The sequence below is a fragment of the Mycobacterium sp. genome (genome assembly GCF_019247635.1).
In the GTDB taxonomy this organism is placed as follows: Bacteria; Actinomycetota; Actinomycetes; order Mycobacteriales; family Mycobacteriaceae; genus Mycobacterium.
Genome location: NZ_JAFBAR010000129.1, coordinates 1 through 19,362, shown reverse-complemented (window position 1 = coordinate 19,362; position 19,362 = coordinate 1). Strand labels below are relative to the sequence as shown.

Genomic DNA, 19,362 nt, shown 5'->3' with positions numbered 1-19,362 from the left:
GTATTCTTGATGACCATGGCTAAACCCCGAACCGCCGCTCAGAACAAGGCCGCCAAGGCGCAGGCGAAGGCCACCGCCAAGGCCGCGGCCAAAGAGCGCCGCGCCCAGCTGTGGCAGGCGTTCAACATGCAGCGCAAGCAGGACAAGCGACTGTTGCCGTACATGATCGGCGCGTTCGTGTTAATCGTCGGCATCTCGGTCGGGGTGGCGCTCTGGGCCGGCGGCCTGACCCGATTCACCATGATTCCGCTCGGCGTGCTGCTCGGTGGGCTGGTGGCGTTCATCATCTTCGGTCGCCGCGCCCAGCGCAGCGTCTATCGCCAGGCCGAGGGCCAAACCGGCGCGGCGGCGTGGGTACTGGACAACCTGCGCGGCAAGTGGCGGGTGACCGCCGGTGTGGCCGCCACCGGCCATTTCGACGCCGTGCACCGGGTGATCGGCCGGCCGGGCGTCATCTTCGTCGCCGAGGGATCACCGAATCGGGTCAAACCGCTGCTGGCCCAGGAGAAGAAGCGCACCGCACGGCTGGTCGGCGACATCCCGATCTACGACGTCGTCGTCGGCAACGCTGAGGGCGAGGTTCCGCTGGCCAAATTGGAGCGCCACCTCACCCGTCTGCCGGCCAACATCAGTGTCAAGCAGATGGACACGCTGGAGTCGCGGCTAGCCGCGTTGGGCTCGCGGGCCGGGACTAGCGTGCTGCCGAAGGGACCGCTGCCCAGCAATGCCAAGATGCGCGGCGTGCAGCGCACCGTCCGCCGCAAATAGCACCGCCCTTCTATCGCCGAGCGTGCCCAGAATGCCGGCCGCCACGGCGTGTCGCTGTACAGACGCGCACGCTCGCGGGGTTGCGACAGCGCTCAGCGGCGCACCACTGCGGTGCCGGTCAGCTGGTCCTGCAGGCCGCGCCCGTCCGCGTCGGTGAACAGCGGCGGCACCACCAGGAAGATCAGCAGGCCCCGCGCCACCAGCCGGCCGATTCCCACCGTCCGGCGGCCGTCGACCGCGACCACCGCCAAGCCCAGCGCCAATTGACCTGGTGTGAAACCGAACAGCCGCACCGACACTGCGCCGAGCACGAGCCAAATGAGCGACTCGGTCGTCGCCAGGAACGCCTCGGAGACTCCGCCGAACGCCTGGGCCAGCAGCGCCAGCCCGGCGGCGATCAGCCAATCGATAAGCAACGCGCCGATCCGGCGGCCCATCGGGGCCAGCGAAGCGGGCCCGGTCTGCGGAAAACCGAGTGTCTCGCCCGGGTAACCGTGGGGTGATCTGCCCGTCATGGACGGCGTCCGCCGGCCCGACTCCACTTCCCCGCACGCGCCGATTGCGGACCAGATACGATCTTGCGGGCCATGGCTTCACAATAGGGCGCAGGTACAACCCAACCTCTTTTGCGGGCTCGTGGTCGCGTAACCTCTGCGCAACACGGGGTTGACTGGCGGGCAATAACAGCTCCCTAGCGTCGGCCGCGAATCACAAGTAAAGGAGTTCCTGTGACGGAAAAGTCGCCCGACGACGTATTCAAACTCGCCAAGGACGAGAGCGTCGAGTTTGTCGACGTCCGGTTCTGCGACCTGCCCGGCGTCATGCAGCATTTCACGATTCCGATTTCGTTCTTCGACGAGAGCGTCTTCGAGGACGGCCTGGCGTTTGACGGCTCCTCGATCCGCGGGTTCCAGTCGATCCACGAGTCCGACATGCTGCTGCTGCCCGATTCCGACACCGCGAAAATCGACCAGTTCCGCGAAGCCAAGACGCTGAACCTGAACTTCTTCGTGCACGACCCGTTCACTCTCGAGCCCTACTCCCGCGACCCCCGCAACGTCGCGCGCAAGGCCGAGAACTACCTGATCAGCACGGGCATCGCCGACACCGCCTACTTCGGCGCCGAGGCCGAGTTCTACATCTTCGACTCGGTGGCTTTCGACTCGCGCACCAACGGCTCGTTCTACGAAGTCGACGCGATCTCGGGTTGGTGGAACACCGGCTCGCCGAACGAGGCCGACGGCAGCGCCAACCGCGGTTACAAGGTCCGCCCCAAGGGCGGTTACTTCCCGGTCGCCCCGGTCGACCACTACGTGGACCTGCGGGACAAGATGCTGACCAACCTGATCAACGCCGGCTTCAGCCTGGAGAAGGGCCACCACGAGGTGGGCACCGGCGGGCAGGCCGAGATCAACTACAAGTTCAACACGCTGCTGCACGCCGCCGACGACATGATGCTGTACAAGTACATCGTCAAGAACACCGCGTGGGCCCACGGCAAGACGGTCACATTCATGCCCAAGCCGCTATTCGGGGACAACGGCTCCGGCATGCACACCCACCAGTCGCTGTGGAAGGACGGCAGCCCGCTGATGTACGACGAGACCGGCTACGCCGGCCTGTCGGACACCGCCCGCCACTACATCGGTGGCCTGCTGCACCACGCGCCCTCGCTGCTGGCGTTCACCAACCCCACGGTCAACTCCTACAAGCGCCTGGTTCCCGGCTATGAGGCCCCGATCAACCTGGTCTACAGCCAGCGCAACCGCTCGGCGTGCGTGCGGATCCCGATCACCGGCAGCAATCCTAAGGCCAAGCGGCTGGAGTTCCGCTGCCCCGACTCCTCGGGCAACCCGTACCTGGCGTTCGCGGCCATGTTGATGGCCGGCCTGGACGGCATCAAGAACAAGATCGAGCCGCAGGCGCCGGTCGACAAGGACCTCTACGAACTGCCGCCCGAAGAGGCCGCCAACATCCCGCAGGCTCCCACCCAGCTGTCCGCGGTGATCGACCGGCTGGAAGACGACCACGAATACCTCACGGAGGGCGGCGTTTTCACGCCCGACCTGATCGACACGTGGATCACCTTCAAGCGCGAGAACGAGATTCTGCCGGTCCAGATCCGGCCGCACCCCTACGAGTTCGCGCTGTACTACGACGTTTAACGACGTCTAAGACGTCTAAAGACGTCCGGACACAACAGTGCGGGGACCCCTGCGGGGCCCCGCACTGTTTGTTTTCCGCTAGCTCGACGTGACGTACTGCGGGCAGTAGGCCGACGCGGCGTCGACGGCGAAGGTCTTGGAGGCCTTGGCGCTCAGACCCGTGGTCTGGGCCACCGCGCTGTAGACGGCCTGGGGCGAGGCGCCCTGGTCGAGGGCCGTGCAGACTCCGTGCGCCTCGCCGATGGCGCTCGCGGCGCTCGGCGGCGTGATCCCGTCCGCCTGAATCTGAGCGAGGAACGCGTTGTCGGTCGAGGTTGCGCCGGCGGTGCCGGCGAGGCCGAGCGCGGCCAGGCCGAGCGCACCGGCGGCCAGGGCGGTTCCGGTGAAGGAAGCGGTGAAACGACGTGTGAACATTGGACTCTCCCGGTGATCTGTGTGACGGACGCTTTTTGCGTTGACACCAGAATCGACACCGGCCCTTTATGGTTTCTTGATAAATCCTTGGCGAATTCTCAGGTGGCCCCGGACGCGCTGCGCGGCGGCCTGCTCAGGTGCGAGGCCTGTGCCCGACGATCACGCGCGTCATCTTGACGGACTGCCCCTCCGCCATCTGGACGACCTCGAGCCAGGCCCCCGGCGCCACAATGTGCAGGTCGACGTCGTCGCGCTTCATATGGATCATCAGCACGCCCGCATCGGTGATCTCGAAGCTGTCGGATGCACCGTAATCCCGCGCTTCCCCGTTTGCGAAGACCACCGTAAAAGCCATGCGTGGAGTATGGCGGGTCAGCCGCTACGCGTCGAGCGCCAGGTCCTTGCGGAAGCGCCGCATGCCGTCGATCTTGTCGGCCACGCTGGCGTTGGCCCCGGCGTAGAACATCCACGGCATGGTGATGATGCCGGTGATGCCGGCTTCCTCCGCGCGTCGGTAGTCGGCGACGGTGAAGGCGTCGGTGAGCGGCGTCAAGACGGTGAAATCGTCCAGTGCCAAACCGTTTTCACGACGCAGCTCCCGCAGCCGCCCGACGGCCTCGATGGCGCGGTCGGTCTTGATCAGGTCGCCGATCCAGCCGTCGTGGCGGGCGGCGCGGCGCAGCGCGACGTCACTGAGGCCACCCACGTACACAGGTATGTGCGGTGGCGTGGGCTGCATCTCCAGCCGCGGCGCGCGGTAGAACTCGCCGTCGAATTGCGACCAGCCCGGTTCCCACAGCGTGCGCATCAACTGCAGCATCTCGTCGGTGCGTTTGCCGCGAGCGGCGAACTGTTCGCCCATCAGGTCGAACTCCTCTGCACACCAGCCGACACCGATGCCGAGTTCCACCCGGCCGGAGGCCAGGACCGATGCGGTGCCAATGGCTTTCGCCGCGTGATAGGGATTGCGCATCCCCGGGACGTAGACGGTGGTGACGAACCGTAGCCGCGTGGTGACCTGCGCCAGCGCGCCGACGAGAACCCACGGGTCGGGCCAGTCGGTGAACGGCTGCCACCGTCGCTGACCGTCTTTGGTGTACGGGTACGGCGTGGCCAGCGTCTCCAGGTTGACGACGTGGTCGGGGATCCCGAGGCCGTCGTAGCCGAGTTCGTCGGCGGCCCTGGCGATCTCGATGATCTCCGCGGTGTCCAAAAAGGCGCTGCTGATGTAGAACTTCATTCGGCTTCCCGCGCCCACGCCGGCTGAATGAACACACCGTGCGCCTCCACCGTGATCCCCGTAGCATCCGAAATATGGCCTCGTGCAAAGGTTTTGACGCCTTCAGTCCGGTCGATGGACGCCTCGGCGCGCAGCGGGCCCAGGGGCGTGCCGCGCAGGTACTTCACGGTCAGGGTTCCGGTGAAGCGCGGCTTGGTCATGCCCTGGCTGGCCGCCTCACCGAGGATGTGGTCGAGCACCAGGGCGCTGACACCCCCGTGCACCAGGCGCGGCGGGCCCTCGTAGGCCGAGCCGAGGATAAAGTCGCTCCAGCACCGCCCGTCGGCCTCGTGGTGAACGACCATCGGCGGGGCGATCGGATTGCACAGACCGATCGCGGCGTTTCCCAGCGGTAATGGATGACCGTCGACGACGTAGCTCATGCCGGCCGGACGGGTCTTCTGCCGCAGCGACTGGGTCAGCGCCTCGATCGCGGTCCGAGCGCCTTCGACGACGTCGTCGTCGGCCTGGGTCCAGATGGTGGCCTCGATCAGCGCCCGAACCGCCTCCGTCAAGGGCGCGTAGCGGGTCTTCACTCGATCGAGTTCGTCCGCGCTGAGTACCTCGAAAGTGGCGCCGAAGCCTGCCGTGTGCTGACTCAACTCCCAAACACCTTGAGCACGACCCCTTTTGCCCGGCGAGTCACCCGCAGATAGTTGTCCAAGAATTCGCCTCCGTCGACGCTGGCCCAGCCCGCTGCAACCGCGACCGCGTTGAGCTGGCGTCCGGGCCCCGGTAACTGGTCGGTGGGTTTGCCGCGGACCAGCGTCAGCGCGTTGCGGGCCCCGGTCACGGTCAACCAGGCTTGGCGGAGCAGGTCCGCGTCCTCGTCGTCGATCAGCTTCTCCGCGGCGATGACGTCCAGGCTTTCCAGCGTCGAGGTGTTGTGCAGGGCCGGGATCTCATGCGCGTGTCGCAGCTGCAGCAACTGCACGGTCCATTCGATGTCGGCCAGTCCCCCGCGGCCCAACTTGGTGTGGGTCTTGGGGTCGGCGCCGCGCGGCAGCCGCTCGGCGTCAACGCGCGCCTTGATGCGCCGGATTTCCAGGACCGCCTCCGCCGATACCCCACCCTGGGGATAGCGCGTCGTGTCCACCATGTGCAGGAAGCGCTCCCCCAACGCCGGGTCACCCGCCACCCAGCTGGCCCGCAACAGCGCCTGGATCTCCCACGGCTGCGCCCACTGCGCGTAGTACGCCTCGTAGGAGGCCAGGGTGCGGACCAGCGGACCGTTGCGGCCTTCGGGCCGCAGGTTGGTGTCGATCTCGATCGCCGGGTCGACGCTGGGCGTGCCGAGCAGCTTGCGGACCTGCTCTGCGACCAGGATTGACCAGCGCACGGCGTGCGCGTCGTCGGCGCCGTTGGCGGGCTCACACACGAACATGACGTCAGCGTCGGACGCGTAGCTCAGCTCCCGGCCACCCAGCCGGCCCATCCCGATCACCGATAAGGTGGCCGGCACGCTGCCGTCCGCGCGGACGTTGGCCCGGATCACCGCGTCCAGCGCGGCCTGCAGCACCGCCACGCGCACCGAGGTGAGCGCCTTGCACACGTCCCAGACGTCGAGCATGCCAAGCAGATCGGCCGACGCGATCCGGGCCAGCTCCGCCCGGCGCACGTTGAGCGTGGTGGCGACGGCGCGCGCGGGGTCGGGGTGCCGCGCCGCCACCGCGATCAGGGCACGGGCCACCGCGGCGGGTTCGACTTCGAGCAGCTTGGGGCCCGACGGTCCGTCGCCGTACCGCTGAACGACGTCGGGCGAACGCATCAGCAGGTCCGCCACATACGCCGAGGTGCCCAGCACATGCATCAGCCGCTTGGCCACCGCGGGCTTGTCGCGGAGCGTCGATAGGTACCAGCTCTGCGCGGCCAGCGCCTCACTGAGCTTCCGGTACCACAACAACCCCGCATCGGGGTCCGGGGTGTCCGACATCCAGTCCAGCAACCTGGGCAACAGCACCGACTGCACCCGTCCACGCCGGCCGCTTTGGTTCACCAGGGCCGACATGTGCTTCAACGCGGTCTGCGGACCCTCGTAGCCCAGCGCGGCGAGCTGACGCTCGGCCGCCTCCGGGGTCATGCCCCCCGCGATTTCGAGTCCGGCCGGGCCGATCGATTCCAGCAGCGGCTGATAGAAGAGCTTGGCGTGCAATTTCGACACCCGAACGTTCTGATGCTTGAGCTCCTCGCGCAGCACGCCCGCCGAATCGCGTCGGCCGTCGGGCCGGATATGCGCCGCGCGCGCCAGCCAGCGCACCGCCTCCTCGTCGTCGGGGTCGGGCAGCAGATGGGTGCGCTTGAGCCGCTGCAGCTGCAGGCGGTGCTCGAGCAGCCGCAAGAATTCGTAGGACGCGGTCAGGTTGGCCGCGTCCTCGCGGCCCACGTAGCCGCCCTCACCCAAGGCCGCCAGCGCGTCGACCGTGGAGGCCACGTGCAGCGACTCGTCGCCGCGGCCATGCACCAGCTGCAGCAGCTGCACCGCGAACTCGACGTCCCGCAATCCGCCACTGCCGAGCTTGATCTCACGGCCGCGGATATCGGCCGGCACCAAGTGCTCCACCCTGCGCCGCATGGCCTGCACCTCGACCACGAAGTCCGACCGTTCGCAGGCCGTCCACACCATCGGGCGAAGCGCGGTCAGATAGCGCTCGGCGAGTTCCGCATCGCCGACGGCCGCGCGGGCCTTCAGCAACGCCTGGAACTCCCAGGTCTTCGCCCACCGCTGGTAGTAGGCGACGTGCGACTCGACCGTGCGGACCAGCTCGCCGCTGCGCCCCTCCGGTCGCAGCCCGGCATCGACCTCGAAGAACGCCGACGAGGCCACCCGCATCATTTCGCTGGCCACGCGGGCGCTGAGTCCGTCGGCGCGCTCGACGACGAAGATGACATCGACGTCACTGACGTAATTCAGTTCGCGGGCACCACATTTGCCCATCGCGATGACCGCGAGCCGCGGCGGCGTACGGTCACCGCACACGGTCGCTTCGGCCACCCGCAACGCGGCCCCCATCGCTGCGTCGGCCAGATCCGCCAGCTGGGTGACCACCACCTTGTACGGCAGCACGGGTTCGTCCTCGACGGTGGCCGCCAGATCGAGCGCGGCCAGCACCATCAGCTGGTCGCGGTAGAGGGCACGCAATCGGGGGACGGCCGCAGCCGGCGCATCCAACGATTCGTCGACGCACTTGTCGAACGCCTCCCGCAACTGGTCGGGGGTGGACGATCTAGAGCTGCCGCGCAACAGTTTCCACGACTGCGGGCGGGCGGCCAGGTGATCGCCAAAGGCCAGCGAGGAGCCCAGCAAGGAGAACAACCGCCCGCGCAAGGCGCGGTCGGTGAGCAGGGCGGCGTCCAGCTCGTCCCACCGGGTGTCGGGATTTTCCGACAGCCGAACCAACGCGCGCAGTGCGGCATCGGGGTCGGGTGCGCGCGACAGCGCCCACAGCCGGTCGACAAAAGCCCGGTCATCACTACCGGTCCAGCCCAACTGTGCGAGCCGGTCGCCTGCCGGCGGATCGACCAACCCGAGCCGACCGGCGCTGGGCACCCTGGGTCGCTGCGTCGCGGGAACGGTCACGACCACGACGGTAGCGCAACAGGACCGCCCGACCGCTTGCAGCTGGCCGGGGAATCTACAGCGACAGGTACGTGCTCAGCTCGTAGGGCGTGACATGGCTGCGGTAGTTGGCCCACTCGGTGCGCTTGTTGCGCAGGAAGAAGTCAAAAACGTGCTCCCCCAAGGCTTCCGCGACGAGTTCGGAGGCTTCCATGGCGCGCAGCGCGCTGTCCAGACTGCTCGGCAACTCGCGGTAGCCCATGGTGCGGCGTTCCTCGGGCGTCAGGTCCCAGACGTTGTCCTCGGCCTGCGGGCCCAGCACGTAGCCCTTCTCCACACCGCGCAATCCGGCGGCCAGCAACACCGCGAACGTCAGGTACGGATTGCACGCGGAGTCGGGGCTGCGCACCTCGATACGCCGCGACGACGTCTTGTGCGGGGTGTACATCGGCACCCGCACCAGGGCGGACCGGTTGGCCGCGCCCCAGGACGCGGCGGTCGGCGCCTCGCCGCCCTGCACCAGCCGCTTGTAAGAGTTGACCCACTGATTGGTAACCGCACTGATCTCCGAGGCGTGCTCCAGGATCCCCGCAATGAACGACTTGCCGATGTCTGACAACTGCAGCGGATCATCGACGCTGTGGAAGGCGTTCACGTCGCCCTCGAACAGGCTCATGTGGGTGTGCATCGCCGAGCCGGGGTGCTGACCGAACGGCTTAGGCATGAACGAGGCCCGCGCGCCGTTCTCGAGTGCCACTTCCTTGATCACGTAGCGGAAGGTCATCACGTTATCGGCCATCGACAGCGCGTCGGCGAATCGCAGGTCGATCTCCTGCTGACCGGGCGCGCCCTCGTGATGGCTGAACTCCACCGAGATGCCCATGAACTCCAAGGATTCGATGGCGTTGCGGCGGAAGTTGGACGCGGAGTCGTGTACCGCCTGGTCGAAGTAGCCGGCGTTGTCGACCGGAACCGGCACCGACCCGTCCTCCTCGCCGGGCTTCAGCAGAAAGAACTCGATTTCGGGGTGCACATAGCAGGAAAAGCCAAGGTCGTTGGCCTTCTGCAGCTGACGCCGCAGCACGTGCCGCGGGTCGGCCCACGACGGCGAACCGTCCGGCATCGTGATGTCGCAGAACATCCGCGCGGAATGGTGGTGACCCGAGTCGGTGGCCCAGGGCAGCACCTGAAACGTCGACGGGTCTGGGTGCGCCACGGTGTCGGACTCGGAGACCCGCGCGAAGCCCTCGATCGAGGATCCGTCGAAGCCGATGCCTTCCTCGAATGCGCCCTCGAGTTCGGCTGGCGCGATGGCGACCGACTTGAGGAAACCGAGCACGTCGGTGAACCAGAGCCGCACAAAGCGAATGTCCCGCTCTTCCAGCGTGCGGAGGACGAATTCCTTCTGTCGATCCATGATTCGAACAGTATGCAATAGCTGTTAAATCTGCGTTACCAATGCCCGGCCGGAAGCGTTGCGGGTTCCGACTAACACCGCAGCAAAGCCTGGGGCAACGTCAAGTCGACGAAGTAGCGCACCACCGCGTCGTCCACACAGTTGTCGCCGTTGAACACCGCCGTGTGCTGGGTTCCGTCGTGGGTGATCAGCGAACCGCCCAGCTCCCGGGCCAGGTCCACCCCGGCCTGATACGGAGTCGCCGGGTCGTGGGTGGTGGAGACCACCACGACCTTGCCCGCCGCGGCCGGCGGGGGCGTGTGCGGCGTCGACGTCGCCGGCACCGGCCACAGCGCACACAGATCGCGGGGGGCGTTGCCGGTGAATTGTCCGTAGCTGAGGAACGGTGCGGCCTGGCGGATCCGTTGGTCGGCGGACACCCATGACGCCGTGTCCGTCGGCGTGGGCGCGTCAACACATCGAATCGCGTTGAACGCATCCTGGTCGTTGCTGTAGTGACCGTTCTTGTCGCGGCCCTCGTAGTCGTCGGCGAGCATCAACAGGTCGCCCGCGTCGGTGCCGCGCTGCAGCCCGAGCAGCCCGCTGGTGAGGTACTTCCAGTGCTGGGGGGTGTAGAGCGCGTTGATGGTGCCGGTGGTCGCATCCGCATAGCTCAGTCCGCGCGGATCCGACGTCTTCCCCGGCTTGGCCACCAGCGGGTCGACCAGCGCGTGGTAGCGGTTGACCCACTGGTTGGGGTCGGTGCCCAGCGGGCAGGCCGCCGAACGGGCGCAGTCGGCGGCGTAGTCGTTGAAAGCCGTTTGGAATCCGGCCATTTGGTTGATGTTCTCCTCGATCGGACCTTGGGTCGGGTCGATCGCGCCGTCGAGCACCATCGCGCGCACGTGGTCGCCGAACCGTTCGAGGTACGCGGTGCCGATCTCGGTGCCGTAGCTGTAGCCGAGGTAGTTGAGCTGATCGTCGCCCAGCGCCTGACGCACCAGGTCCATGTCGCGCACCACGGACGCCGTGCCGACGTTGGCCAGGAAGCCGGTACCCATCTTGTCGACGCATTGCTGCGCCAGCTGCTTGTTGACCTGTTCAATGTGCGCCACGCCGCTCGGGCTGTAGTCGACCATCGGGTCACGCCGGTAGGCGTCGAACTCGGCGTCGCTGCGACACCGCAGCGGCGGAGTCGAGTAGCCGACTCCCCTCGGATCAAAGCCCACCAGGTCGAAGCGGCGCCCGAGATCTGTGTTTGCCAGTTCGGAAGCCATCGCGGCGACCATGTCGACCGCGGACGCCCCCGGACCACCCGGATTGATCAGCAGCGAGCCGATCCGCTGACCGGTCGCCGGGATGCGGATGACCGCCAACTTGGCTTGTGCCCCAGCAGGATTGTTGTAGTCGACCGGGACGGACACCGTCGCGCACTTTGCGGTGGGGACGTCGCTGGTGTCCTCGAGCCACTGGGCGCAGCTTCCCCAGTTTGCCTGCGGCGCGGCTGCCGGCGGCGGCCCCGGGCTCACGGTCTGATCGGCGCCGGGCTCGGGGGTGGCTCCGGCAGTGGGGAGGGCCATTGGGAGGGCCGTTGGGAAGGCCAACTGCTGGCCGGCAAGCAGCAGCGCAAAAGAAAGCAGCGCCGAACTCAGCGGGCTGGGGCGCGGCATGGCTGTCATCGTCGCACTATCGAATACCCGTGACAGCGCGAAAAGGTCACGCCTTGGTCTCTCATCGGTGGCCGGACGGTGCCGCGACCGCAATCCCGGCGCCGCCGGCCCCGGTCAGCACTTTGCACCGCTGGGCGGCGTCGTGCCGTTGATCAGGTAATCGGTCACGTAGTCGTCAATGCAGCTGTTGCCCTGGAAGACCACCGTGTGCTGGGTCCCGTCGAAGGTGAGCAGCGAGCCCTTGAGCTGGCCGGCCAGATCGACCCCGGCCTGGTACGGCGTGGCCGGATCATGGGTGGTCGACACCACGATCATCGGCGCCAAACCGGGCGCCGACACGGTATGCGGCGTGCTGGTCGGCGGTACCGGCCAGAACGCGCAGGTACCCAACGGCGCGTCGCCGGTGAACTGTCCATAGCTCATGAAGGGCGCGACCTCCCGTGAGCGGCGGTCCTCGTCGATGACCTTGGCCCGGTCCGTAATCGGCGGCTGGTCAACACAATTGATAGCCACCCGCGCGTCGGTCGCATTGGTGTAGTGACCCTTCGAGTCGCGCCGCATGTACATGTCGGCCAGGGCGAGCAGCGTGTCCCCGCGGTGGTCGGTCAGCTCCGTCAGCCCGTCGGTCAGGTGGCGCCACAGGTTCGGCGAGTACAGCGCCATGATGGTGCCCACGATCGCGTCGGCGTAGCTCAGCCCACGCTTGTCGGTAGTGGGCACCGGCCGGCCGACCTGAAGATTGTTCGGGTCGACCAGCGGATCGACCAGGCTGTGGTAGACCTCGACGGCTTTGGACGGGTCGGTGCCCAGCGGGCAGCTCGGACTCTTCGCGCAGTCGGTGGCGTAGTCGTTGAACGCATCCTGAAAACCCTTGGCCTGGCGCAGATCCGCCTCGATCGGATCGGCATTGGGATCGACGGCGCCGTCGAGAATCATGGCCCGCACGTTCTTCGGGTAGGCCTCGGCGTAGGCGGAGCCGATCCGGGTGCCGTACGAATAACCCAAGTAGGTCAGTTTGTCCTCGCCCAGGGCCGCGCGGATGGCATCGAGGTCCTTGGCCACGTTGACCGTGCCGACGTTTTCCAGGAAGGTCTTGCCCATCTTGTGCAGACAACGTTCGACGAACTGCTTGGTCTCGTCCTCCATGTGCGCCACACCCGCCGGGCTGTAGTCGACACCGGGTTCGGTGCGCAGCCGGTCGTTGTCGGCGTCGGAGTTACACCAGATCGCCGGCCGTGAAGACGCGACGCCACGGGGGTCGAAGCCGACCAGGTCAAAGCGTTCGCGGACGCGCTTCGGCAGCGTCTGAACCAGACTCAGGGCGGCCTCGATGCCGGATTCGCCGGGGCCGCCCGGGTTGATGACGAGCGAGCCGATTTTGTCTCCCGTCGCCGGAAAGCGAATCATCGCCAGCGCCGCCACGTTTCCGTCCGGACTGTTGTAGTCGATCGGTACGGCAATCCTGCCGCACTGCGCGCCGTTGGGGATCTTCGCGCCGCCGCCGAGGGGGCGACACTCCGACCACTTCACGGGCTGGCCCACCCGCGGCTCGGTCATCACGGCGCGCCCGGCTACGACACGTACACAGCCGGTGAGAACCAACGCCACAGTCGCGATCGCGGTGCAGATCCGCAGCATGCGCGCGATCTTGTCGCGGCGAGACAGACACATGGCAACCTATGCTGCCAGAGAGGCACCACCCTGTCGGTCGACGGCCGCATGGCGCGCGGCTACCAGCAGGATGGCGTGTGTCACAGCGCCCGGCGGATGCATCTGCGCCGGAGAAATGGCAGAATGTCAGGGTCAGACGAACCCGGGGACCTGTATGGCCACGAGGATCGACCCGACCAAACCATTAGGGACAATGATGTCTGAGCAGATGTCTGAGCAGCACGTGTATGGGGCCGGCTCGTCAGTGCCCAAGCCTAAAATCCGCACCCACCACCTGCAGAAGTGGAAGGCCGAAGGCCACAAGTGGGCCATGCTCACGGCGTACGACTATTCGACCGCGCGGGTGTTCGACGACGCCGGTATCCCGGTGCTGCTGGTCGGTGACTCGGCGGCCAATGTCGTCTATGGCTACGAAACCACCGTGCCGGTCTCGATCGACGAGCTGATCCCACTGGTGCGCGGCGTCGTCCGGGGGGCGCCGCACGCGCTGGTCGTCGCGGACCTGCCGTTCGGCAGTTACGAGGCCGGGCCATCCGCCGCGCTGGCCGCCGCCACCCGGTTCATGAAGGAAGGCGGCGCGCATGCCGTCAAGCTCGAGGGCGGCGAGCGGGTCGCCGACCAGATCGCCTGCCTGAGCGCGGCGGGCATCCCGGTAATGGCGCACATAGGCTTCACGCCGCAAAGCGTCAACACCCTCGGCGGCTTCAAGGTGCAGGGCCGCGGTGACGCCGCCGAACAGACCATCGCCGACGCGATCGCCGTCGCCGAAGCCGGCGCGTTTGCCGTCGTAATGGAGATGGTGCCGGCCGAACTCGCCACCCAGATCACCGGCAAACTGACCATCCCGACGATCGGTATCGGCGCCGGCCCCAACTGCGACGGGCAGGTGTTGGTCTGGCAGGACATGGCCGGGATGAGCGGCGCCAAGACCGCGCGTTTTGTCAAGCGATTCGCCGACATCGGTTCCGAATTACGCTGCGCTGCAACGCAATACGCGGAAGAAGTGGCCAGCGGAGTGTTTCCCGCCGAGGAGCACTGCTTCTAAACCACCGCATGCGACGGCGGCCGGCTGCCGCCACGCCCGTTCGCGGCGAGCTTTGCTCCGAACAGCGTCACCTTGATATGGCACGCTATGGAGGCCTAACCGTGGCCATCCATGACCAGCCCACAATCGGAGCGACGCGCTCCTCGGAGAGAGAATGCCTGCACAAGCGCCAAAGACGTCGCGACACCTCGAGGTCGAGCGCAAGTTCGATGTGGTCGAGTCCACGGTGTCGCCGTCGTTCGAAGGCATCGCCGCGGTGGCTCGGGTGGAGAAGTCGCCGACCCAAACCCTGGACGCGACTTACTTCGATACACCGAACCAAGACCTGGCACGCAACAAGATCACCTTGCGTCGCCGCACCGGCGGGACCGACGCCGGTTGGCACCTGAAGTTGCCCGCCGGCTACGACGCGCGCACCGAGATCCGGATGCCTTTGAACGCGTCACCGGCGACCAGCGCCGTTCCCCGCGAGCTGCTCGATGTGGTGCTGGCCATTGTTCGCGATCGCCCGGTCGGGCCTGTCGCGCGCATCAGCACCAAGCGTGAAGTCCACCTGCTGTACGGCGTCCAGGGCGGCGCACTGGCGGAGTTCTGCAATGACCATGTCACGGCGTGGTCGGGCGCCGGGGCGGATGTCTCCGAGGAGCCGGACTCCAGCCTCGCCGAACAACAATGGCGCGAATGGGAACTGGAGCTCGTCGCGACCAACGGGACTGCCGATAACGAGCTGCTGGACCGGCTGAGCAACCGGCTGTTCGACGCCGGCGCGGCCCCCGCCGGGCACGGCTCCAAGCTGGCCCGGGTCCTCGGTACGACGTTGCGGCCCAACGGCGCCCAGGCACCGGCCGATCCGGTACACCGCGCGGTGGCCGAGCAGGTCGACGAACTCCTGGTGTGGGATCGTGCGGTGCGCGCCAACGCCGACGACGCAGTGCACCAGATGCGGGTCACCACCCGCAAGATCCGCAGCCTGCTGCGCGACTCGCAGGATTCGTTCGGGGCAGCCGAAAGCGCGTGGGTGCTCGACGAACTGCGTGAGCTCGCAGGCATCTTGGGCGTGGCGCGCGACGCCGAGGTGCTGGCCGAGCGCTACCAACGCCGGTTGGACCTGTTAGCGCCGGAGTTGGTGCGCGGGCCGGTGCGTGAACGTCTGGTCGCCGGCGCCCACCGCCGCTATCAGAGCGGCTGGCGGCGGTCGATGGTCGCGATGCGGTCGCAGCGATACTTCCGCCTGCTCGACGCCCTCGACGCGATGGTGGCCGAAATTCCCGTCGCGACAGAACATGACGAGCAGACGCAGGTGACCATCGATACGGCCTACAAGAAGGTACGCAAGGCGGCTAAGGCGGCAAAGGCGGCCGAAGCAGAAGGCACAGAAGGCACTGGGGAAGGCAGCGGGGAACGCACAGCCTCAGCGGAGACCGAACAGACTGAAGAAGAGGCTCAGCCGGACGTGCCGGATCACGACGAGGCGCTGCACCGGATCCGTAAGCGCGCCAAGCGACTCCGCTACACCGCGTCAGCAACCGGGGCCAAGGAGGTCGCGGAGCGGGCCAAGGCCATCCAGGTGCTGCTCGGTGACCACCAGGACAGCGTCGTCAGCCGCGAGCATCTGATTCAACAGACCGAAGCCGCACATGCCGCGGGCGAGGACACCTTCACCTACGGCGTGCTCTTCCAACGGGAGGCCGACCTGGCCGAAAGTTGCCGCCAGCAGGTCGCCGCCGCCCTGCGCAAACTCGACAAAGCAGTGCGCAAAACCCGCTGAGGGCGGGCGAGTTGGCCTGTAAGCCGGATTCTGTTCCCCGCCGCCGTGACGTAAGCAACGGCGGCGCGGCGGCGACCATCCATCTGGACACACCGTTGCCGGGTGCCTCGAGCGGCCTACCCGCAGGCTCGGGCGAGCAGCCCTCGAACGCCTGCGCGGCCGCACCTCCGGTGCGGCCTTCTTGACCTTGCTTCGGGTGGGGTTTGCCTAGCCACCCCGGTCACCCGGGATGCTGGTGCGCTCTTACCGCACCGTTTCACCCTTACCACCGCGAGGGTGGCGGTCTGTTTTCTGTGGCACTTTCCCGCGAGTCGCCTCGGATTGCCGTTAGCAATCACCCTGCTCTGTGAAGTCCGGACTTTCCTCGACGCGTCGCCGCATGGGCGCGAGCCGCGGTCGCCCAGCCAACTCGTCCGCGACGAACACGGTACCCGTTATTTCGGCGAGCAGACGCAAAAGCACCCGATAACGCCCCCGTTTGGGTGCTTTTGCGTCTGCTCGGCCACCTTCACCATTGCCCAATTGAGCACCTTGGTGTCAATCTGGCCAGATGACAGACGCCGATTCCTTCGTCGATCAGGCGGTGATGGGCCTCGCCGAACCGCAACCGATGTACAAAGCATTGCGTGAGTCGACTCCGGTGTTCCGAGCGCCGCAGACGGTGGTGTTGAGCCGGCTCACCGATATCGAGATGGCACTCAAGCACACCGAGCTGTTCTCGTCCAACATGGACGCGGTCGACCTCGGCAACATCCGGCCGCTCATTCCCTTGCAGGTCGACCCGCCTGAGCACGCGAAATACCGCCGCATCCTGGATCCGCTGTTCACCCCGCGGGAGATGGCCAGGCGTGAACCCCGCGTCGCCGAGCTGGTGAACGAGATGATCGACCGCTTCGCCGATCGCGGCGAATGCGACTTTCACGAAGAGTTCGCGGTGCCCCTGCCGTGCACCGTCTTCCTGCAGCTGTTGGGCCTTCCGCTGGAAGACCTCGACAAATTCCTGGAATGGAAGGACGGCGTGATCCGCCCGGAGGGCGCCACTGGTTACGACAAGCGCCACGACGCCTCGGCGTCCGTCGCGCAAGAGATCTACGACTATTTCGACCGCGCCATCGACGACCACATAGCCAGCCCCCGCGACGACGTGTTGTCGGCAATGATCGCGGCGAAGGTAGACAGTGAGAGTCGGCCCCTGTCGCGCGAGGAGCTGCTCGACATCTGCTTCCTGTTCTTGATCGCGGGCCTGGACACCGTCACCGACTCGCTGGACTGTTTCTTCGTGTACCTGGCGCGACACCCCGACCATCGTCATCAGCTGATCGAGCAGCCAGAAATTCTGCCGCACGCGATCGAGGAATTGTTGCGCTGGGAGACGCCGGTACCGGGCGTGGCGCGGGTCGCCATGCAGGACGTCGAGGTGGGAGGCTGCCCGATCAGCAAGGGCGAACGGGTCAGCCCGTTGCTCGGAGCGGCCAACACCGACCCGGCCGAGTTCCCCGACCCGGAGCTGGTGGACTTCACTCGCAGCCCGAATCGGCACCGCGCGTTCGGCGGGGGCCCGCACCGCTGCCTCGGCTCCCATCTGGCCCGCATGGAGCTGCGGGTCGCGTTGCGTGAATTCCACACGCGCATACCAGATTACGAGATCAAGCCCGGCACCCAGCTGACCTACACCGCCGCGTTGCGGTCGGTCGAGGCTTTGCCGCTGGTCTTCCCGGTGGCCACGTGACCCGCGTGGCCGTAGACGCCGACCTCTGCACCGGGCACGGGCGCTGCTACACCTTGGCACCCGAGGTCTTCGACGCTGACGACGTCGGGCACTGCGTCGTACTCGTCGACGACGTCACCGCCGCGCTCGAGGCGCAGGCCGTCATCGGTGAGCAGAGCTGCCCGGAGCAGGCGATCACGCTGTCGCGCTGATGGACCGTTGGCACAAACGCGTCGACTCCGGCGACCGGGATGCCATGTGGGCCGCCATGATCCGCCCCCGCTGCTTGGCCTGAGGACGTAAGCGGTCGTTCGCCTCACAGATAACTGGTCTGATTGACCAGCCGCACCGACGACGCTCCATCGGAATAGAACTCGGCGATGCTCAACGACGCGAGGTCGAGATGCAACCGGTACAGGATGCCGGGCCCGGCTTCCAGCGCCAGGCGCAGCAGCATCTTGATCGGCGTGACATGCGAAACCACCAACACCGTCTCGCCCTCGCGTTCGGTGACGATTCGTTCCCGCGCCCGCAGCACCCGTTGGAGCGCGTCGTCGAAGCTTTCGCCCCGGGGCGGCGGGGTGCTGGTGTCGCGCAGCCAGCGTCGATGCAACTCGGGATCGCGTTCCGCGGCCTCGGCGAATGTCAGCCCTTCCCAGGCGCCGAAGTCGGTCTCGATCAGGTCGTTTTCGACGGTCACGTCCAAACGCAGCGCCTTGGCCGCGGTGGCGGCCGTTTGGTAGGCCCGTTCCAGCGGCGAGGAGATCACCGCGGCGATTCCGCCGCGCTTCGCCAGATACCGTGCCGCGGCACGCGCCTGCTGGCGCCCCACTTCGTTCAGCGCCGGGTTGCCCCGACCCGAATAGCGGCGTTGCACCGACAACTCGGTCTGCCCGTGGCGCAGCAGCAGCATCCGGGTCAGAGTGCCGCGCGCACCTGTCCAGCCGGGTGCCGTCGACGGTTCCTGCACAACGCTATTCGCCGGTTCGGCCACGGGCTCGGCGGGCTGGGCGGGCTTGTCACCACCGCCGGTGGCGCGCGCCGCAGCGTCCATCGCGTCGTTGGCCAATCGGTCGGCGTGCGCGTTCCGTGCCCGCGGCACCCAGGTGTAGCTCACCCGCTCGAACTGCGCGACCAGCGTCCGGGCCTGGGCGTGCAGCTCCACCAGATCGGGGTGCTTGACCTTCCACCGGCCACCCATCTGCTCCACCACCAGCTTGGAATCCATTACGACGCTGGCCTCTGTGGCGCCCAGTTTCACCGCGTCGTCCAGACCGGCTATCAGGCCACGGTATTCGGCGACATTGTTGGTCGCCCGCCCGATGAATTGCTTGGACTCCGCCAGCACGGTCTCGTGATCGGCGGTCCACACCACCGCCCCGTATCCGGCCGGCCCGGGGTTACCTCGCGATCCGCCGTCGGCTTCGATGATGACCTTCACTGCTCGAAGCCCTTGACCCGCAACAGGATTGCACCGCATTCCGGGCATCGCACGACGTCGTCGTCGGCGGCCGTGGAAATGCGGGCGAGCTCGCCGCGCCCAATCTCAATACGGCAGGCGCCACACCGATGCCCCTGCAACGGCCCTGCGCCGGGCCCTCCCTTGGCGCGTTGTCGTTCATAGATCGCCGACAGGTCGGGGTCTAACGTCGCGGTCAGCACATCGCGCCGCGACGAATGTTGGTCGCGGGCTTCATCGATCTCGGCGAGCGCGGCGTCGAGCGCCTGCTGGGCGCTGGCCAGATCGGCTTGCAGCGCCTCGATCGTTCTTGACTCGACGGCCTGCTGCGCCTGGAGCTCCTCGCGACGTTCCATCACCTCCAGCAGGGAATCCTCCAGGCTGGTCTGCCGGCGCTGCAGAGTCTCCAATTCGTGCTGTAGGTCAGACAACTGCTTGACGTCGGTGGCTCCTGACGCGAGTA

17 protein-coding genes and 1 other RNA gene are annotated in these 19,362 nt (G+C 67.0%); 6 read left to right on the top strand and 12 right to left on the bottom strand.

The window, feature by feature from the left end; translation table 11 throughout:
* Nucleotides 1-15: 15 nt before the first annotated feature.
* Nucleotides 16-768 (top strand): DUF4191 domain-containing protein, encoded by a 753-nt coding sequence (locus tag JO236_RS22265; RefSeq protein ID WP_293335748.1) that lies wholly within the window; start codon nucleotides 16-18, stop codon nucleotides 766-768.
* Nucleotides 769-860: 92 nt separating this feature from the next.
* Here JO236_RS22265 and JO236_RS22260 read toward each other — a convergent pair whose 3' ends face one another.
* Nucleotides 861-1,283 (bottom strand): RDD family protein, encoded by a 423-nt coding sequence (locus JO236_RS22260; protein ID WP_293335745.1) that lies wholly within the window; start codon nucleotides 1,281-1,283, stop codon nucleotides 861-863.
* A gap of 213 nt (nucleotides 1,284-1,496) precedes the next feature.
* On the opposite strand from JO236_RS22260, the gene glnA (JO236_RS22255) reads away from it, so the two are divergent.
* Nucleotides 1,497-2,933, top strand: a complete 1,437-nt coding sequence (gene glnA / locus JO236_RS22255; protein ID WP_293335742.1) for a type I glutamate--ammonia ligase — start codon at nucleotides 1,497-1,499, stop codon at nucleotides 2,931-2,933.
* A gap of 78 nt (nucleotides 2,934-3,011) precedes the next feature.
* Here glnA (JO236_RS22255) and JO236_RS22250 read toward each other — a convergent pair whose 3' ends face one another.
* The 8 genes from JO236_RS22250 to JO236_RS22215 all read right to left on the bottom strand — a co-directional run bounded on the left by JO236_RS22250 (nucleotide 3,012) and on the right by JO236_RS22215 (nucleotide 12,919).
* Nucleotides 3,012-3,347, bottom strand: a complete 336-nt coding sequence (locus JO236_RS22250; protein WP_293335739.1) for a DUF732 domain-containing protein — start codon at nucleotides 3,345-3,347, stop codon at nucleotides 3,012-3,014.
* A 133-nt stretch (nucleotides 3,348-3,480) separates the two neighbouring features.
* On the bottom strand, nucleotides 3,481-3,702 hold the full coding sequence (locus JO236_RS22245) for a hypothetical protein (RefSeq protein WP_293335736.1): 222 nt from the start codon (nucleotides 3,700-3,702) through the stop codon (nucleotides 3,481-3,483).
* 24 nt (nucleotides 3,703-3,726) lie between these two features.
* Entirely contained in the window at nucleotides 3,727-4,587 is an 861-nt protein-coding gene (locus JO236_RS22240) for a TIGR03619 family F420-dependent LLM class oxidoreductase (protein ID WP_293335733.1), read from the bottom strand.
* Nucleotides 4,584-5,228, bottom strand: coding sequence for a PaaI family thioesterase (locus tag JO236_RS22235; RefSeq protein ID WP_293335730.1), 645 nt, complete (start codon nucleotides 5,226-5,228; stop codon nucleotides 4,584-4,586). The genes JO236_RS22240 and JO236_RS22235 overlap by 4 nt, the downstream gene beginning before the upstream one ends.
* Complete coding sequence (locus JO236_RS22230) at nucleotides 5,225-8,209, bottom strand: bifunctional [glutamine synthetase] adenylyltransferase/[glutamine synthetase]-adenylyl-L-tyrosine phosphorylase (RefSeq protein ID WP_293335727.1); 2,985 nt, start codon at nucleotides 8,207-8,209, stop codon at nucleotides 5,225-5,227. Before JO236_RS22230 ends, JO236_RS22235 begins: the two co-directional genes overlap by 4 nt.
* Nucleotides 8,210-8,258: 49 nt before the next feature.
* Nucleotides 8,259-9,599 carry a type I glutamate--ammonia ligase gene (gene glnA, locus JO236_RS22225; protein ID WP_293335724.1) on the bottom strand — a complete coding sequence of 447 codons (1,341 nt, stop codon included), beginning with the start codon at nucleotides 9,597-9,599 and terminating at the stop codon, nucleotides 8,259-8,261.
* 71 nt (nucleotides 9,600-9,670) lie between these two features.
* Nucleotides 9,671-11,257, bottom strand: a complete 1,587-nt coding sequence (locus tag JO236_RS22220) for an alpha/beta hydrolase (protein WP_293335721.1) — start codon at nucleotides 11,255-11,257, stop codon at nucleotides 9,671-9,673.
* Nucleotides 11,258-11,362: 105 nt separating this feature from the next.
* On the bottom strand, nucleotides 11,363-12,919 hold the full coding sequence (locus JO236_RS22215; RefSeq protein WP_293335718.1) for an alpha/beta hydrolase: 1,557 nt from the start codon (nucleotides 12,917-12,919) through the stop codon (nucleotides 11,363-11,365).
* Nucleotides 12,920-13,127: 208 nt separating this feature from the next.
* On the opposite strand from JO236_RS22215, the gene panB reads away from it, so the two are divergent.
* Both panB and JO236_RS22205 read left to right on the top strand, forming a co-directional pair.
* Nucleotides 13,128-13,964, top strand: a complete 837-nt coding sequence (panB, locus tag JO236_RS22210) for a 3-methyl-2-oxobutanoate hydroxymethyltransferase (RefSeq protein WP_293335791.1) — start codon at nucleotides 13,128-13,130, stop codon at nucleotides 13,962-13,964.
* Between the two features lie 154 nt (nucleotides 13,965-14,118).
* Entirely contained in the window at nucleotides 14,119-15,732 is a 1,614-nt protein-coding gene (locus tag JO236_RS22205; RefSeq protein ID WP_293335715.1) for a CYTH and CHAD domain-containing protein, read from the top strand.
* Between the two features lie 3 nt (nucleotides 15,733-15,735).
* On the opposite strand, the gene rnpB is transcribed toward JO236_RS22205, so the two are convergent.
* Nucleotides 15,736-16,144, bottom strand: an RNA gene (rnpB, locus tag JO236_RS22200) — RNase P RNA component class A.
* Between the two features lie 138 nt (nucleotides 16,145-16,282).
* On the opposite strand from rnpB, the gene JO236_RS22195 reads away from it, so the two are divergent.
* Entirely contained in the window at nucleotides 16,283-17,461 is a 1,179-nt protein-coding gene (locus JO236_RS22195; RefSeq protein WP_293335712.1) for a cytochrome P450, read from the top strand.
* Complete coding sequence (locus JO236_RS22190; RefSeq protein ID WP_293335709.1) at nucleotides 17,458-17,652, top strand: ferredoxin; 195 nt, start codon at nucleotides 17,458-17,460, stop codon at nucleotides 17,650-17,652. Before JO236_RS22195 ends, JO236_RS22190 begins: the two co-directional genes overlap by 4 nt.
* A gap of 104 nt (nucleotides 17,653-17,756) precedes the next feature.
* Here the strand turns inward: JO236_RS22190 and JO236_RS22185 are convergent, their stop codons facing one another.
* Nucleotides 17,757-18,881, bottom strand: a complete 1,125-nt coding sequence (locus JO236_RS22185; RefSeq protein WP_293335706.1) for a bifunctional RNase H/acid phosphatase — start codon at nucleotides 18,879-18,881, stop codon at nucleotides 17,757-17,759.
* Nucleotides 18,878-19,362, bottom strand: a 485-nt coding sequence (locus JO236_RS22180; RefSeq protein WP_293335703.1) for a zinc ribbon domain-containing protein, incomplete at its 5' end; no start/stop codon positions are given. The genes JO236_RS22180 and JO236_RS22185, both read right to left, overlap by 4 nt.

Coding starts and splice junctions, on each gene's coding strand:
- JO236_RS22265 (WP_293335748.1), top strand. CDS start 16: ATGGCTAAACCCCGAACCGCCGCTCAGAACAAGGCCGCCAAGGCGCAG.
- JO236_RS22260 (WP_293335745.1), bottom strand. CDS start 1,283: ATGACGGGCAGATCACCCCACGGTTACCCGGGCGAGACACTCGGTTTT.
- JO236_RS22250 (WP_293335739.1), bottom strand. CDS start 3,347: ATGTTCACACGTCGTTTCACCGCTTCCTTCACCGGAACCGCCCTGGCC.
- JO236_RS22245 (WP_293335736.1), bottom strand. CDS start 3,702: ATGGCTTTTACGGTGGTCTTCGCAAACGGGGAAGCGCGGGATTACGGT.
- JO236_RS22240 (WP_293335733.1), bottom strand. CDS start 4,587: ATGAAGTTCTACATCAGCAGCGCCTTTTTGGACACCGCGGAGATCATC.
- glnA (WP_293335724.1), bottom strand. CDS start 9,599: ATGGATCGACAGAAGGAATTCGTCCTCCGCACGCTGGAAGAGCGGGAC.
- JO236_RS22220 (WP_293335721.1), bottom strand. CDS start 11,257: ATGACAGCCATGCCGCGCCCCAGCCCGCTGAGTTCGGCGCTGCTTTCT.
- JO236_RS22215 (WP_293335718.1), bottom strand. CDS start 12,919: ATGTGTCTGTCTCGCCGCGACAAGATCGCGCGCATGCTGCGGATCTGC.
- panB (WP_293335791.1), top strand. CDS start 13,128: ATGTCTGAGCAGCACGTGTATGGGGCCGGCTCGTCAGTGCCCAAGCCT.
- JO236_RS22205 (WP_293335715.1), top strand. CDS start 14,119: ATGCCTGCACAAGCGCCAAAGACGTCGCGACACCTCGAGGTCGAGCGC.
- JO236_RS22195 (WP_293335712.1), top strand. CDS start 16,283: ATGACAGACGCCGATTCCTTCGTCGATCAGGCGGTGATGGGCCTCGCC.